The organism is Pseudomonas sp. MWU12-3088, from assembly GCF_023242405.1.
GTDB classification, from domain to species: Bacteria; Pseudomonadota; Gammaproteobacteria; order Pseudomonadales; family Pseudomonadaceae; genus Aquipseudomonas; species Aquipseudomonas kribbensis.
The window spans coordinates 1-15,435 of the sequence record NZ_JALJEA010000021.1 but is presented as its reverse complement, the minus strand read 5'-3'; the positions used below and the strand labels follow the sequence as shown (position 1 = coordinate 15,435).

Sequence of the window (15,435 nt, the reverse complement as noted above, 5' to 3'; positions counted from 1 at the left end):
CAAAATCATCGAGTAAGTAGTTGTAATGTATTTTTCAGGCCGGCATAATGGTCGGCCTGATTTTGTTTTAGGTCAGTAGCTCAATTGGCAGAGCGACGGTCTCCAAAACCGTAGGTTGGGGGTTCGATTCCCTCCTGACCTGCCAGATTCACTCGGTGTGTCTGGCTTTCTTTTCACAGGATCTTCATAGATGACTCCTAAGGCTGAAGCTCAAGGCTCTCGCTTCGATCTGCTCAAGTGGCTTGTAGTGGTCGCTTTGGTGGTGGTTGGCGTTGTAGGCAATCAGTATTACTCTGCTTCGCCGATCCTGTACCGTGTACTCGCTTTGCTTGTCATTGCTACTGTAGCTGCCTTTGTAGGCCTGCAGACTGCCAAGGGCAAGTCTTTCTTTGTACTGGTTAAGGAAGCTCGTACCGAGATTCGTAAAGTCGTATGGCCAACTCGCCAAGAAACCACGCAGACCACTCTGATTGTTGTGGCTGTTGTTCTGGTTATGGCGTTGCTGTTGTGGGGGCTTGATTCCCTGCTCGGCTGGCTTGTTTCCTTGATTGTCGGCTAAGGGTGTCCCGTGGCTAAGCGTTGGTACGTTGTGCATGCTTACTCGGGTTACGAGAAGCATGTCATGCGCTCGCTGATCGAGCGTGTAAAGCTGGCTGGCATGGAAGATGGCTTCGGCGAAATTCTGGTTCCCACTGAAGAAGTGGTTGAAATGCGTAATGGCCAGAAACGCAAAAGCGAGCGCAAGTTCTTCCCTGGTTATGTGCTGGTACAGATGGATATGAACGAGGGTACTTGGCACTTGGTCAAGGATACTCCTCGGGTGATGGGTTTTATCGGCGGTACTGCTGACAAGCCTGCACCAATCACTGATAAAGAAGCTGAGGCGATTCTGCGTCGCGTTGCTGACGGTAGCGACAAGCCGAAGCCGAAGACGTTGTTCGAGCCAGGTGAAACCGTTCGTGTCAATGACGGTCCTTTCGCTGACTTTAACGGTGTTGTTGAAGAAGTTAACTACGAAAAGAGCCGGATCCAAGTGGCAGTGCTCATTTTCGGTCGCTCTACTCCGGTAGAGTTGGAGTTCAGTCAGGTCGAAAAGGTCTAACTGGACAAGCATCCCAACCCCGCAGCCCTAGGCTGTGGGGTTTTGTCGTCACTGGGATAAACGCGCAAGTAACCGGGGAGCCTTTCGAGGCGTTCGAACCCGTAATTGGAGTGCCTCATGGCCAAGAAGATTACCGCTTACATCAAGCTGCAAGTGAAGGCCGCTCAGGCTAACCCAAGCCCACCTGTTGGTCCTGCTCTGGGTCAGCACGGCGTGAACATCATGGAATTCTGCAAGGCTTTCAACGCCCGTACCCAGGGTCTGGAAGCTGGTCTGCCGACTCCAGTGATCATCACTGTCTACAGCGACCGTAGCTTCACTTTCGAAACCAAATCCACCCCTGCTTCGGTTCTGCTGAAGAAGGCGGCCGGTCTGACCAGCGGTTCCGCTCGTCCGAACACCGTTAAGGTTGGCACTGTTACCCGTGCTCAGCTGGAAGAAATCGCGAAAACCAAAAACGCGGATCTGACTGCAGCTGATATGGATGCAGCCGTGCGCACTATCGCCGGTTCTGCTCGTAGCATGGGCCTTAACGTGGAGGGTGTGTAATGGCTAAGCTGACCAAGCGCCAAAAGGCTATCGCTGAAAAGATCGAAGCAGGCAAGTCCTACAACTTCGAAGAGGCCGCAACCCTGCTGGCCTCGCTGCCAGCTGCCAAGTTCGTCGAGTCGTTCGATGTGGCCGTTAACCTGGGCGTAGACCCGCGTAAATCCGACCAGGTCGTTCGTAGCGCTACTGTGCTGCCACACGGCACTGGCAAGACCGTTCGCGTTGCTGTGTTCACCCAGGGTCCAGCTGCCGAGGCCGCTCTGGCTGCCGGCGCTGACCGTGTAGGCATGGACGAGCTGGCTGCCGAAATGAAAGGCGGCGACCTGAACTATGACGTAGTGATCGCATCCCCGGATGCAATGCGCGTTGTAGGTCAACTGGGTCAGATCCTCGGTCCACGTGGTCTGATGCCTAACCCGAAAGTCGGCACCGTAACTCCAGACGTAGCCACCGCGGTTAAAAACGCCAAGGCTGGTCAGGTTCGTTATCGCACCGACAAAAACGGCATCATCCACACTTCCGTTGGCAAGATCGGCTTCGATGCCGTCAAGCTGAAGGAAAACGTTGAAGCCCTGATCGCTGACCTGAAGCGTATCAAGCCAGCTTCCTCGAAAGGTATCTACGTCAAGCGCGTTACCCTGAGCACCACCATGGGCCCAGGTCTGGTTATCGACCAGAGCTCGCTGGACGCGTAAGACAAAAATTGGCGCAGGTGACTGCGCCAATTGAAAGATTGGGGTCCCTGCCTGGCGGGGGCTATCCAAGACCGTAGGCGACGCAAGTCTTAAACCTCAAGCCTACGCAGATGGTGCTCCCGGTTCCTTACCGAATCAGACACCAAAACGACATTCGGTTTCGATCGAATGAAACGGTAACAAGCAGGAGTTAAACCCGTGGCAATTAATCTCGAAGACAAGAAGGCCATCGTCGCTGAAGTCAACGAGGCTGCCAAAGTCGCTCTGTCCGCTGTCGTGGTTGATGCCCGTGGCGTAACAGTAGGCGCAATGACCGGACTCCGTAAAGAGGCTCGTGAAGCTGGCGTTTACGTACGTGTTGTACGTAACACCCTGCTCAAGCGCGCTGTTGCTGGCACTTCGTACGAAGTGCTGAACGACGCGTTCACCGGCCCGACCCTGATCGCATTCTCCAACGAACACCCGGGCGCTGCTGCTCGTCTGTTCAAGGAATTTGCCAAGGGTCAGGATAAGTTCGAGATCAAGGCAGCTTCGTTCGAGGGCAAGTTCCTCGCAGCGAATGAGATCGACGTGCTGGCAAGCCTGCCAACTCGCGACGAAGCTATTGCGAAACTGATGAGCGTGATTCAAGGCGCTACCAGCAAGCTGGCTCGTACTCTGGCGGCAATTCGCGATCAGAAAGAAGCTGCTGCAGCCTGAGGCTGAGCGTTTCCACTCTCGCGTATTTTTGTTTATTTCGACGGCCGTACAGGCTGTCCACCAAATCAGGAATTGAGTCATGTCTCTGACTAACGAACAAATCATCGAAGCAATCGGCCAGAAAACCGTTCTGGAAGTTGTTGAGCTGATCAAAGCAATGGAAGAAACCTTCGGCGTGACCGCTGCTGTTGCTGCTGCTGGTCCAGCTGCTGCTGCCGCTGTTGTTGAAGAGCAAACCGAGTTCAACGTTGTTCTGGTTGAAGCCGGCGAGAAGAAAGTAAACGTGATCAAGGCAGTTCGTGAACTGACCGGTCTGGGCCTGAAGGAAGCCAAAGAGAAAGTCGACGGCGCTCCTCAGGTTGTAGCTGAAGGCGTTTCGAAAGAAGCTGCTGAAGACGCTAAGAAGAAGCTGGAAGAAGCAGGCGCTAAAGTCGAGCTGAAGTAAGCATCGACTTTGCTCCTCCAGCCCGAGCGTCAAGCGACAGGCTGATGGCTGGTGGCTCTTGCCACCGGCCTTTTTCCGTTATTGGCAGCCGACCCGGTCGGTGCCAATAACGAGCTGTAACCATCCGATGTGATGGCGCAAACCATGGGGTTTGCACGATTTTCTGGCTGCTCCCGTCGGGAGGGGCCAAACAAGCAGGTGACCAAGCTGGGGAACGCTGATGGCTTACTCATATACTGAGAAAAAACGTATCCGCAAGGACTTTAGCAAGTTGCCGGACGTCATGGATGTGCCTTACCTCCTGGCCATCCAGCTGGATTCGTATCGTGAATTCTTGCAAGCGGGAGCGACTAAAGATCAGTTCCGCGACGTGGGCCTGCATGCGGCCTTCAAATCCGTTTTCCCGATCATCAGCTACTCCGGCAATGCTGCGCTGGAGTACGTCGGTTATCGCCTGGGCGAACCGGCATTTGATGTCAAAGAATGCGTATTGCGCGGTGTAACTTTCGCCGTACCTTTGCGGGTAAAAGTGCGCCTGATCATTTTCGACAAAGAATCGTCGAACAAAGCGATCAAGGACATCAAAGAGCAAGAAGTCTACATGGGTGAAATCCCCCTGATGACTGAGAACGGTACCTTCGTAATCAACGGTACCGAGCGTGTGATCGTTTCCCAGTTGCACCGCTCCCCGGGCGTGTTCTTCGACCACGACCGTGGCAAGACGCACAGCTCCGGCAAACTGCTGTACTCCGCACGCATCATTCCTTACCGCGGTTCCTGGCTGGACTTCGAGTTCGACCCGAAGGACTGCGTATTCGTACGTATCGACCGTCGTCGCAAGCTGCCGGCCTCGGTACTGCTGCGCGCGCTCGGCTATACCACCGAAGAAGTGCTGGACGCTTTCTACACCACCAACGTATTCCACGTTAAGGGCGAGACCCTGAGCCTGGAACTGGTACCTCAGCGTCTGCGCGGTGAAGTTGCTGTTCTCGATATTCAGGATGACAAAGGCAAGGTAATTGTTGAGCAGGGTCGTCGTATCACTGCCCGTCACATCAACCAGCTGGAAAAAGCCGGGATCAAAGAGCTGGACGTGCCTCTGGACTACGTCCTGGGTCGCACCACCGCCAAGGTCATCGTGCATCCGGCAACCGGCGAAATCCTGGCAGAGTGCAACACCGAGCTGACGACCGAAGTCCTGGCGAAAATCGCCAAGGCCGGCGTCGTTCGCATCGAAACTCTGTACACCAACGATATCGACTGCGGTCCGTTCGTCTCTGACACTCTGAAGATCGACTCCACCAGCAACCAATTGGAAGCGCTGGTCGAAATCTATCGCATGATGCGTCCAGGCGAGCCACCAACCAAAGACGCTGCCGAAACCCTGTTCAACAACCTGTTCTTCAGCCCTGAGCGCTATGACCTGTCTGCGGTCGGCCGGATGAAGTTCAACCGTCGTATCGGTCGTACCGAGATCGAAGGTTCGGGCGTGCTGTGCAAGGAAGACATCGTCGCGGTACTGAAGACTCTGGTCGACATCCGTAACGGTAAAGGCATCGTCGACGACATCGACCACCTGGGTAACCGTCGTGTTCGCTGCGTAGGCGAAATGGCCGAGAACCAGTTCCGCGTTGGCCTGGTACGTGTTGAGCGTGCGGTCAAAGAGCGTCTGTCGATGGCTGAAAGCGAAGGCCTGATGCCGCAAGACCTGATCAACGCCAAGCCAGTGGCTGCGGCGGTGAAAGAGTTCTTCGGCTCCAGCCAGCTGTCGCAGTTCATGGACCAGAACAACCCGCTGTCCGAGATTACCCACAAGCGTCGTGTCTCCGCACTCGGCCCTGGTGGTCTGACCCGTGAGCGCGCAGGCTTCGAAGTTCGTGACGTACACCCGACTCACTACGGTCGTGTCTGCCCGATCGAAACGCCGGAAGGTCCGAACATCGGTCTGATCAACTCCCTGGCTGCTTACGCTCGCACCAACCAGTACGGCTTCCTCGAGAGCCCGTACCGTGTGGTGAAAGAGGGTGTGGTTACCGACGAGATCGTGTTCCTGTCCGCTATTGAAGAAGCCGATCACGTGATCGCGCAGGCTTCGGCGACCATGAACGACCAGAAAGTCCTGATCGACGAGCTGGTAGCCGTACGTCACCTGAACGAATTCACCGTCAAGGCGCCTGAAGAAGTCACCCTGATGGACGTTTCGCCGAAGCAGGTAGTTTCGGTTGCAGCGTCGCTGATTCCGTTCCTCGAGCACGACGACGCCAACCGTGCGTTGATGGGTTCGAACATGCAGCGTCAGGCTGTACCAACCCTGCGTGCCGACAAGCCGCTGGTAGGTACCGGTATGGAGCGTAACGTGGCTCGCGACTCCGGCGTTTGCGTCGTGGCTCGTCGTGGCGGCGTGATCGATTCCGTCGATGCCAGCCGTATCGTGGTTCGTGTTGCCGATGACGAAGTTGAAACCGGTGAAGCTGGTGTCGACATCTACAACCTGACCAAATACACCCGCTCGAACCAGAACACCTGCATCAACCAGCGTCCGCTGGTGAGCAAGGGTGATCGCGTTCAGCGTAGCGACATCATGGCCGACGGTCCGTCCACCGATATGGGTGAACTGGCTCTGGGTCAGAACATGCGCATCGCGTTCATGGCATGGAACGGCTTCAACTTCGAAGACTCCATCTGCCTGTCCGAGCGTGTGGTTCAGGAAGACCGCTTCACCACGATCCACATTCAGGAACTGACCTGTGTGGCCCGTGACACCAAGCTTGGTCCAGAAGAAATCACTGCGGACATCCCGAACGTGGGTGAAGCTGCACTGAACAAGCTGGACGAAGCCGGTATCGTTTACGTAGGTGCTGAAGTTGGCGCAGGCGACATCCTGGTCGGTAAGGTCACTCCGAAAGGCGAGACCCAACTGACTCCGGAAGAAAAACTGCTGCGTGCAATCTTCGGTGAAAAAGCCAGCGACGTTAAAGACACTTCCCTGCGTGTACCTACCGGTACCAAAGGTACTGTCATCGACGTGCAGGTCTTCACTCGTGACGGCGTTGAGCGTGATGCTCGTGCCCTGTCGATCGAGAAGACCCAGCTGGACGAGATCCGCAAGGATCTGAACGAAGAGTTCCGCATCGTTGAAGGCGCGACCTTCGAACGTCTGCGTTCCGCTCTGGTAGGCCACAAGGCTGAAGGCGGCGCGGGCCTGAAGAAAGGTCAGGACATCACCGACGAAGTACTCGACGGTCTTGAGCATGGTCAGTGGTTCAAACTGCGCATGGCTGAAGATGCTCTGAACGAGCAGCTCGAGAAGGCTCAGGCCTACATCGTTGATCGTCGCCGTCTGCTGGACGACAAGTTCGAAGACAAGAAGCGCAAATTGCAGCAGGGCGATGACCTGGCTCCAGGCGTGCTGAAGATCGTCAAGGTTTACCTGGCAATCCGTCGTCGCATCCAGCCGGGCGACAAGATGGCCGGTCGTCACGGTAACAAGGGTGTGGTCTCCGTGATCATGCCGGTTGAAGACATGCCGCACGATGCCAATGGCACCCCGGTCGACGTCGTCCTCAACCCGCTGGGCGTACCTTCGCGTATGAACGTTGGTCAGATCCTTGAAACCCACCTGGGCCTCGCGGCCAAAGGCCTGGGCGAGAAGATCAACCGGATGGTCGAAGAGCAGCGTAAAGTCGCTGAGCTGCGTACCTTCCTGGACGAGATCTACAACCAGATCGGCGGTCGTAACGAAGATCTGGACAGCTTCTCCGATCAGGAAATCCTGGATCTGGCGAAGAACCTGCGTGGCGGCGTTCCAATGGCCACTCCAGTGTTCGACGGTGCCAAGGAAAGCGAAATCAAGGCCATGCTGAAACTGGCGGATCTGCCAGAAAGCGGCCAGATGCAGCTGACCGACGGCCGTACCGGCAACAAGTTCGAGCGTCCAGTTACCGTTGGCTACATGTACATGCTGAAGCTGAACCACTTGGTAGACGACAAGATGCACGCGCGTTCTACCGGTTCGTACAGCCTGGTTACCCAGCAGCCGCTGGGTGGTAAGGCGCAGTTCGGTGGTCAGCGTTTCGGGGAGATGGAGGTCTGGGCACTGGAAGCATACGGTGCTGCTTACACTCTGCAAGAAATGCTCACAGTGAAGTCGGACGATGTGAACGGCCGGACCAAGATGTACAAAAACATCGTGGACGGCGATCACCGTATGGAGCCGGGCATGCCCGAGTCCTTCAACGTGTTGATCAAGGAAATTCGTTCCCTCGGCATCGATATCGATCTGGAAACCGAATAACACGTGACGCGATCGAGAGCGGGGCAGGATTGCCCGCTCTCTGCTCCGCCAGGAGGAAAGGCCTTGAAAGACCTACTGAATTTGCTGAAAAACCAGGGTCAAGTCGAAGAGTTCGACGCCATCCGTATCGGATTGGCCTCGCCTGAGATGATCCGCTCGTGGTCGTTCGGTGAAGTTAAAAAGCCGGAAACCATCAACTACCGTACGTTCAAACCTGAGCGTGACGGTCTGTTCTGCGCCAAGATCTTTGGCCCGGTAAAGGATTACGAGTGCCTGTGCGGTAAGTACAAGCGCTTGAAGCACCGTGGTGTGATCTGCGAGAAGTGCGGCGTTGAAGTTGCACTGGCCAAGGTTCGTCGTGAGCGCATGGCGCACATCGAACTGGCTTCGCCGGTTGCCCACATCTGGTTCCTGAAATCGCTGCCGTCCCGTATCGGCCTGCTGATGGACATGACCCTGCGTGATATCGAACGCGTTCTCTACTTCGAGAGCTATGTCGTTATCGATCCGGGCATGACCACTCTTGAAAAAGGTCAGCTGCTGAACGACGAGCAGTACTTCGAAGCGCTGGAAGAGTTCGGTGATGACTTCGACGCCCGCATGGGTGCTGAAGCTGTCCGTGAACTGCTGCACGCTATCGACCTGGAGCACGAGATTGGCCGTCTGCGTGAAGAAATTCCGCAAACCAACTCCGAAACCAAGATCAAGAAGCTGTCCAAGCGTCTGAAGTTGATGGAAGCCTTCCAGGGCTCCGGCAACCTGCCAGAGTGGATGGTGCTGACCGTTCTGCCGGTTCTGCCGCCAGATTTGCGTCCACTGGTTCCACTGGATGGCGGTCGTTTCGCGACTTCCGACCTCAACGATCTGTATCGTCGAGTGATCAACCGTAACAACCGTTTGAAGCGCCTGCTGGATCTGTCCGCTCCGGACATCATCGTGCGCAACGAAAAGCGTATGTTGCAGGAAGCTGTCGATGCACTGCTCGACAACGGTCGTCGTGGCCGCGCTATCACCGGTTCGAACAAGCGTCCTCTGAAATCCCTGGCTGACATGATCAAGGGTAAGCAGGGTCGTTTCCGTCAGAACTTGCTCGGTAAGCGTGTTGACTACTCCGGTCGTTCGGTAATTACCGTAGGTCCGACCCTGCGTCTGCATCAGTGCGGTCTGCCGAAGAAGATGGCTCTCGAGCTGTTCAAGCCGTTCATTTTCGGCAAGCTGGAAATGCGTGGTCTGGCGACCACCATCAAAGCGGCCAAGAAGATGGTTGAGCGCGAACTGCCGGAAGTCTGGGACGTTCTCGCTGAAGTGATTCGCGAACACCCGGTTCTTCTCAACCGTGCACCGACCCTTCACCGTCTGGGTATCCAGGCGTTTGAACCGGTACTGATCGAAGGTAAGGCTATCCAGCTGCACCCTCTGGTCTGTGCTGCGTACAACGCCGACTTCGACGGCGACCAAATGGCCGTGCACGTACCGCTGACGCTGGAAGCCCAGCTCGAAGCGCGTGCGTTGATGATGTCGACCAACAACATTCTGTCGCCAGCCAACGGTGAGCCAATCATCGTTCCGTCGCAGGACGTTGTATTGGGTCTGTACTACATGACTCGTGAAGCGATCAACGCCAAGGGCGAAGGTCGTGTGTTCGCGGATCTGCAGGAGGTTGACCGTGTGTTCCGTGCCGGCGAAGCCGCACTGCACGCCAAGATCAAGGTTCGTATCAACGAAACCGTGAACGATCGTGACGGCAACAGCGTGAACAACACCCGTATTGTCGACACCACTGTCGGCCGTGCGCTGCTGTTCCAGGTTGTGCCAAAAGGTCTGTCGTTCGACGTCGTCAACCTGCCGATGAAGAAAAAGGCGATCTCCAAGCTGATCAACCAGTGCTACCGCGTGGTTGGTCTGAAAGAGACCGTGATCTTCGCTGACCAGTTGATGTACACCGGTTTTGCCTACTCGACCATTTCCGGCGTTTCCATCGGTGTTAACGACTTCGTTATCCCGGATGAAAAAGCCCGCATCATCGGTGCTGCCACCGACGAAGTGAAAGAAATCGAGAGCCAGTACGCCTCCGGCCTGGTAACCCAGGGCGAGAAGTACAACAAAGTGATCGACCTTTGGTCGAAAGCGAACGACGAAGTTTCCAAGGCGATGATGGCCAACCTCTCGAAAGAGAAAGTCATCGACCGTCACGGCGATGAAGTCGAGCAGGAATCGTTCAACTCGATGTACATGATGGCTGACTCGGGTGCGCGGGGTTCCGCAGCACAGATTCGTCAGCTGGCCGGTATGCGTGGTCTGATGGCCAAGCCGGACGGCTCCATCATCGAAACGCCAATTACCGCGAACTTCCGTGAAGGTCTGAGCGTACTCCAGTACTTCATCTCGACTCACGGTGCTCGTAAGGGTCTGGCGGATACCGCGTTGAAAACCGCTAACTCCGGTTACCTGACTCGTCGTCTGGTAGACGTGGCGCAGGATCTGGTCGTGACCGAGATCGATTGCGGCACCGAGCACGGCCTGGTAATGACTCCGCACATTGAAGGCGGTGACGTTGTAGAGCCGCTGGGTGAGCGCGTATTGGGTCGTGTCATTGCCCGTGACGTATTCAAGCCGGGTACCGAGGACGTCATCGTTCCTGCCGGCACTCTGGTAGACGAGAAGTGGGTCGAGTTCATCGAGCTGAACAGCATCGACGAAGTGATCGTGCGTTCGCCAATCAGCTGCGAAACCCGTTACGGCATCTGCGCCAAGTGCTACGGCCGTGACCTGGCTCGTGGTCACCAGGTGAACATCGGTGAGTCGGTTGGCGTAATCGCTGCCCAGTCCATCGGTGAACCGGGTACCCAGCTGACGATGCGTACGTTCCACATCGGTGGTGCGGCAAGCCGTACTTCCGCAGCCGACAGCGTTCAGGTGAAGAACGGCGGTACCGTTCGTCTGCACAACCTGAAGCACGTTGAGCGTGTGGACGGCAACCTGGTTGCCGTGTCCCGTTCCGGTGAGCTGGCGATTGCTGACGATTTCGGTCGTGAGCGCGAGCGTTACAAGCTGCCGTACGGTGCTGTGATTTCGGTTAAAGAAGGTGACAAGGTCGACGCTGGCGCCATCGTGGCCAAGTGGGATCCGCACACTCACCCGATCGTTACCGAAATGAAAGGTACCGTGACCTACGTGGGCATGGAAGAAGGCATCACGATCAAGCGTCAGACTGACGAATTGACCGGTATGACCAACATTGAAGTACTTGATCCGAAAGATCGTCCGGCTGCCGGCAAGGACATTCGTCCTGCTGTGAAGATGGTCGATGACAACGGCAAGGATCTGTTGCTGCCAGGCACTGACGTTATCGCTCAGTACTTCCTGCCAGCCAACGCCCTGGTCGGTGTTGCGGACGGCGCGAAGATTGCGATCGGTGATGTTATCGCTCGTATCCCGCAGGAAACTTCGAAGACCCGTGACATCACCGGTGGTCTGCCGCGTGTTGCTGACCTGTTCGAAGCCCGTCGTCCGAAAGAAGCGTCGATTCTGGCTGAAGTCAGCGGCACCATCGCGTTCGGTAAAGAGACCAAGGGCAAGCGCCGTCTGGTCATCACCCCGAACGACGGTAGCGATCCGTACGAAGAGCTGATTCCGAAGTGGCGTCACCTGAACGTGTTCGAAGGCGAACAGGTAAACCGCGGCGAAGTTATCTCCGACGGTCCGAGCGATCCGCACGACATCCTGCGTCTGCTGGGTGTGAGCGCGCTGGCCAAGTACATCGTTAACGAGATCCAGGACGTTTACCGTCTGCAGGGCGTGAAGATCAACGACAAGCACATCGAGACCATCCTGCGTCAGATGCTGCGTAAAGTTGAGATCTCCGAGTCCGGCGACTCCAGCTTCATCAAGGGCGACCAGATGGAACTGACTCACGTTCTGGTAGAGAACGAGCGTCTGAACGCGGAAGACAAGTTTGTCTCCAAGTTCACCCGCGTTCTGCTGGGTATCACCAAGGCGTCGTTGTCGACCGAATCGTTCATCTCGGCGGCTTCCTTCCAGGAAACCACCCGCGTACTGACCGAAGCGGCCGTAACCGGCAAGCGCGACTACCTGCGCGGCCTGAAAGAAAACGTGGTTGTGGGTCGTCTGATCCCGGCCGGTACCGGTCTGGCTTATCACAGCGAGCGCAAGCGTCGTCGTGATGCAGACAAGCCGTTGCGCGTAAGCGCCAGTGAAGTGGAAGCTGCACTGACCGAAGCGCTGAACTCGAGCGGTAACTGAGTTCTGCGAAAAATGAGCTGAGGCCCTGATCTAACCGTTCATCGAATCGAGACAATTTGTCGAGGTTCGACGAGCGGGGAGGTCGGGGCCTTGCCTTGACTGGGGACAAGATCCTCTTTAGACTCTTGATCCCCTAAATTTGGCGGGAATCCGTTCCTGCCATTTTGCTTTTCTTGCAAGACAATAGCGTCGCAAGACAACAGTGGAGCTAGTAGATGGCAACTATCAACCAGCTGGTACGTCAGCCGCGTAAGCGTATCGTCGAGAAATCCGACGTGCCTGCGCTGCAGAACTGCCCGCAACGTCGTGGCGTGTGCACCCGTGTGTACACCACTACGCCGAAAAAACCTAACTCGGCACTGCGTAAAGTATGCCGTGTGCGTCTGACCAACGGTTTCGAGGTTTCCTCGTACATCGGCGGTGAAGGCCACAACCTGCAAGAGCACAGCGTGGTACTGATCCGCGGCGGTCGTGTAAAAGACTTGCCAGGTGTTCGTTACCACACCGTTCGCGGCTCCTTGGATACTTCCGGCGTTAAAGGCCGTAACCAGGGTCGTTCGAAGTACGGTACCAAGCGTCCGAAGTAATCGGCCGTTTTGCAGATTTTCATTTTATTGAGTCGATAAGAGTAAGGTCGGGCGCGAATCCTCAAGGATCTGTCCCGAACTAACCTGAAGACCGTTTGAGGGCTTATCAATGCCAAGACGTCGCGTAGCAGCAAAGCGTGAGATTCTGGACGATCCGAAATACGGAAGCCAAATCCTCGCCAAATTCATGAACCACGTTATGGAAAGCGGCAAGAAAGCCGTTGCCGAGCGTATCGTTTATGGTGCCCTGGAAACCGTTGCGGCTCGCAAGACCGGCACCGATCCCCTGGAACTCTTCGAAAAAGCACTCGACGCCATCGCTCCGCTGGTCGAAGTGAAGTCGCGCCGCGTTGGTGGTGCTACTTACCAGGTTCCGGTCGAAGTTCGTCCGTCCCGTCGTAACGCTCTGGCAATGCGCTGGTTGGTAGACTTCGCTCGCAAGCGTGGCGAGAAGTCTATGGCTCTGCGCTTGGCTGGCGAGCTGCTGGATGCTGCTGAAGGTAAAGGTGCTGCTGTTAAGAAGCGTGAAGACGTGCACCGTATGGCCGAAGCTAACAAAGCTTTCTCGCACTACCGCTTCTAATTTTAGCTTCACTAATTTTGCGAGGGCTTTATGGCTCGTACTACTCCGATTAGTCGCTACCGTAACATCGGTATCGTCGCTCACGTGGATGCTGGTAAAACCACCACCACCGAGCGCGTCCTTTTTTACACTGGCAAAAGTCACAAAATGGGCGAGGTGCATGACGGCGCCGCGACCACAGACTGGATGGTTCAGGAGCAGGAGCGTGGTATTACCATTACTTCTGCTGCCATTACCGCCTTCTGGAAAGGTTCCGAGAAGCAGTACCCGCACGAACATCGCTTCAACGTAATCGATACCCCGGGCCACGTAGACTTCACCATTGAAGTAGAGCGTTCCCTGCGCGTACTCGACGGCGCTGTCGTTGTGTTCTGCGGTACTTCGGGTGTTGAGCCTCAGTCGGAAACCGTATGGCGTCAAGCCAACAAATACGGCGTTCCACGTCTTGTTTACGTAAACAAGATGGACCGTGCTGGTGCCAACTTCCTGCGCGTGATCGGTCAGATCAAACAGCGTCTGGGTCACACTCCGGTGCCGATTCAGCTGGCTATCGGTTCGGAAGACAACTTCCAGGGCCAGATCGACCTGATCAACATGCAAGCTGTTTACTGGAATGACTCTGACAAGGGTATGGTTCCGGTTCGCAAGGAAATCCCTGCGGATATGCTCGAGCTGGCCACTGAATGGCGCAGCAACATGGTTGAAGCTGCGGCTGAAGCCAGTGAAGAGCTGATGAACAAGTACCTGGAAGGTGAAGAGCTGTCGATCGAAGAGATCAAAGCTGCTCTGCGTCAGCGTACTATCGCTGGCGAAATCGTTCTGGCTGTTTGCGGTTCGTCCTTCAAGAACAAGGGTGTTCCCCTGGTTCTCGACGCCGTTATCGACTTCCTGCCTGCTCCGACCGACATTCCTGCTATCAAGGGTTCCAACCCTGATAACGAGGAAGAAGAGATGGAGCGTCATGCAAGCGACGACGAGCCGTTCGCGGCGTTGGCGTTCAAGATCGCTACCGACCCATTCGTGGGTACTCTGACCTTCGTCCGCGTTTACTCGGGCGTGTTGAACTCCGGCGACGGCGTGATCAACTCGGTCAAAGGCAAGAAAGAGCGCGTGGGTCGTATGGTGCAAATGCACGCAAACGCCCGTGAAGAGATCAAGGAAGTACGCGCTGGCGACATCGCGGCCCTGATCGGCATGAAGGACGTCACCACTGGTGAAACCCTCTGCAACGCTGACAAACCAATCATTCTGGTTCGCATGGACTTCCCGGAGCCGGTTATTTCGGTTGCCGTAGAGCCTAAGACCAAGGATGACCAGGAAAAAATGGGTATCGCTCTGGGCAAACTGGCTCAGGAAGACCCGTCTTTCCGCGTTAAAACTGATGAAGAGACTGGTCAAACGATCATCTCCGGCATGGGCGAGCTGCACCTGGACATCCTGGTTGACCGGATGCGCCGTGAGTTCAACGTCGAAGCCAACATCGGCAAGCCTCAAGTTTCGTACCGTGAGCGCATCACGAAGAACTGCGAAATCGAAGGCAAGTTCGTTCGTCAGTCCGGCGGTCGTGGCCAGTTCGGTCACTGCTGGATTCGCTTTGCTCCTGCTGACGAAGGTCAGGAAGGTCTGCAATTCCTGAACGAAGTAGTAGGTGGTGTGGTTCCTAAGGAATACATCCCGGCTATCCAGAAGGGTATCGAAGAGCAGATGAAGAACGGCGTTGTTGCCGGCTATCCGCTGATCGGCCTGAAGGCTACCGTGTTCGATGGTTCTTACCACGACGTCGACTCCAACGAGATGGCGTTTAAAGTGGCTGCTTCCATGGCGACCAAGCAACTGGCCCAGAAGGGCGGTGGTGAGTTGCTCGAGCCGATCATGGCGGTAGAGGTTGTTACGCCTGAAGACTATATGGGTGACGTGATGGGCGACCTTAACCGTCGTCGCGGCATGATCCAGGGTATGGAAGACACAGTGTCCGGCAAGGTTATCCGTGCCGAAGTTCCACTGGGTGAGATGTTCGGTTATGCGACCGACGTTCGTTCCATGTCTCAGGGTCGCGCAAGCTACTCTATGGAATTCAAAAAATACGATACGGCTCCGTCGCACATCGTCGAATCCGTTACCAAAAAACAAGGCTGATTCAGCCCCTTTAGGCTAGGAGTTAATTGTCGTGGCTAAAGAAAAATTTGATCGTTCCCTACCGCACGTAAACGTTGGCACC

At 55.8% G+C, this 15,435-nt stretch carries 11 protein-coding genes and 1 tRNA gene; all 12 read left to right on the top strand.

Annotation, left to right across the window (positions count from 1 at the left end):
* Positions 1–69 precede the first annotated feature (69 nt).
* The 12 genes from M5B98_RS28445 to fusA all read left to right on the top strand — a co-directional run bounded on the left by M5B98_RS28445 (position 70) and on the right by fusA (position 15,353).
* Positions 70–145 (top strand) — tRNA-Trp (locus M5B98_RS28445).
* A gap of 45 nt (positions 146–190) precedes the next feature.
* Positions 191–559: a preprotein translocase subunit SecE gene (secE, locus tag M5B98_RS28440; protein WP_248744658.1), complete on the top strand. Its 369-nt coding sequence runs from the start codon at positions 191–193 to the stop codon at positions 557–559.
* Between the two features lie 9 nt (positions 560–568).
* Positions 569–1,102: a transcription termination/antitermination protein NusG gene (gene nusG, locus M5B98_RS28435; RefSeq protein WP_007957598.1), complete on the top strand. Its 534-nt coding sequence runs from the start codon at positions 569–571 to the stop codon at positions 1,100–1,102.
* 117 nt (positions 1,103–1,219) lie between these two features.
* Positions 1,220–1,651, top strand: coding sequence for a 50S ribosomal protein L11 (gene rplK, locus M5B98_RS28430; RefSeq protein ID WP_003228756.1), 432 nt, complete (start codon positions 1,220–1,222; stop codon positions 1,649–1,651).
* On the top strand, positions 1,651–2,346 hold the full coding sequence (gene rplA, locus M5B98_RS28425; RefSeq protein ID WP_011336175.1) for a 50S ribosomal protein L1: 696 nt from the start codon (positions 1,651–1,653) through the stop codon (positions 2,344–2,346). The genes rplK and rplA overlap by 1 nt, the downstream gene beginning before the upstream one ends.
* Before the next feature lie 198 nt (positions 2,347–2,544).
* Positions 2,545–3,045 (top strand): 50S ribosomal protein L10, encoded by a 501-nt coding sequence (rplJ, locus tag M5B98_RS28420; RefSeq protein WP_011336174.1) that lies wholly within the window; start codon positions 2,545–2,547, stop codon positions 3,043–3,045.
* A 79-nt stretch (positions 3,046–3,124) separates the two neighbouring features.
* Positions 3,125–3,490, top strand: coding sequence for a 50S ribosomal protein L7/L12 (gene rplL / locus M5B98_RS28415; protein ID WP_007957596.1), 366 nt, complete (start codon positions 3,125–3,127; stop codon positions 3,488–3,490).
* A gap of 220 nt (positions 3,491–3,710) precedes the next feature.
* Complete coding sequence (gene rpoB / locus M5B98_RS28410; RefSeq protein WP_248744657.1) at positions 3,711–7,784, top strand: DNA-directed RNA polymerase subunit beta; 4,074 nt, start codon at positions 3,711–3,713, stop codon at positions 7,782–7,784.
* Between the two features lie 63 nt (positions 7,785–7,847).
* A complete protein-coding gene (gene rpoC / locus M5B98_RS28405; protein WP_085712352.1) occupies positions 7,848–12,047 on the top strand; it encodes a DNA-directed RNA polymerase subunit beta' in 4,200 nt (1,399 codons plus the stop codon).
* 215 nt (positions 12,048–12,262) lie between these two features.
* Positions 12,263–12,634 (top strand): 30S ribosomal protein S12, encoded by a 372-nt coding sequence (gene rpsL / locus M5B98_RS28400; RefSeq protein WP_003186084.1) that lies wholly within the window; start codon positions 12,263–12,265, stop codon positions 12,632–12,634.
* A gap of 109 nt (positions 12,635–12,743) precedes the next feature.
* Positions 12,744–13,217, top strand: a complete 474-nt coding sequence (gene rpsG, locus M5B98_RS28395; RefSeq protein WP_007957592.1) for a 30S ribosomal protein S7 — start codon at positions 12,744–12,746, stop codon at positions 13,215–13,217.
* 30 nt (positions 13,218–13,247) lie between these two features.
* Positions 13,248–15,353: an elongation factor G gene (fusA, locus tag M5B98_RS28390; RefSeq protein ID WP_047296931.1), complete on the top strand. Its 2,106-nt coding sequence runs from the start codon at positions 13,248–13,250 to the stop codon at positions 15,351–15,353.
* Positions 15,354–15,435 lie beyond the last annotated feature (82 nt).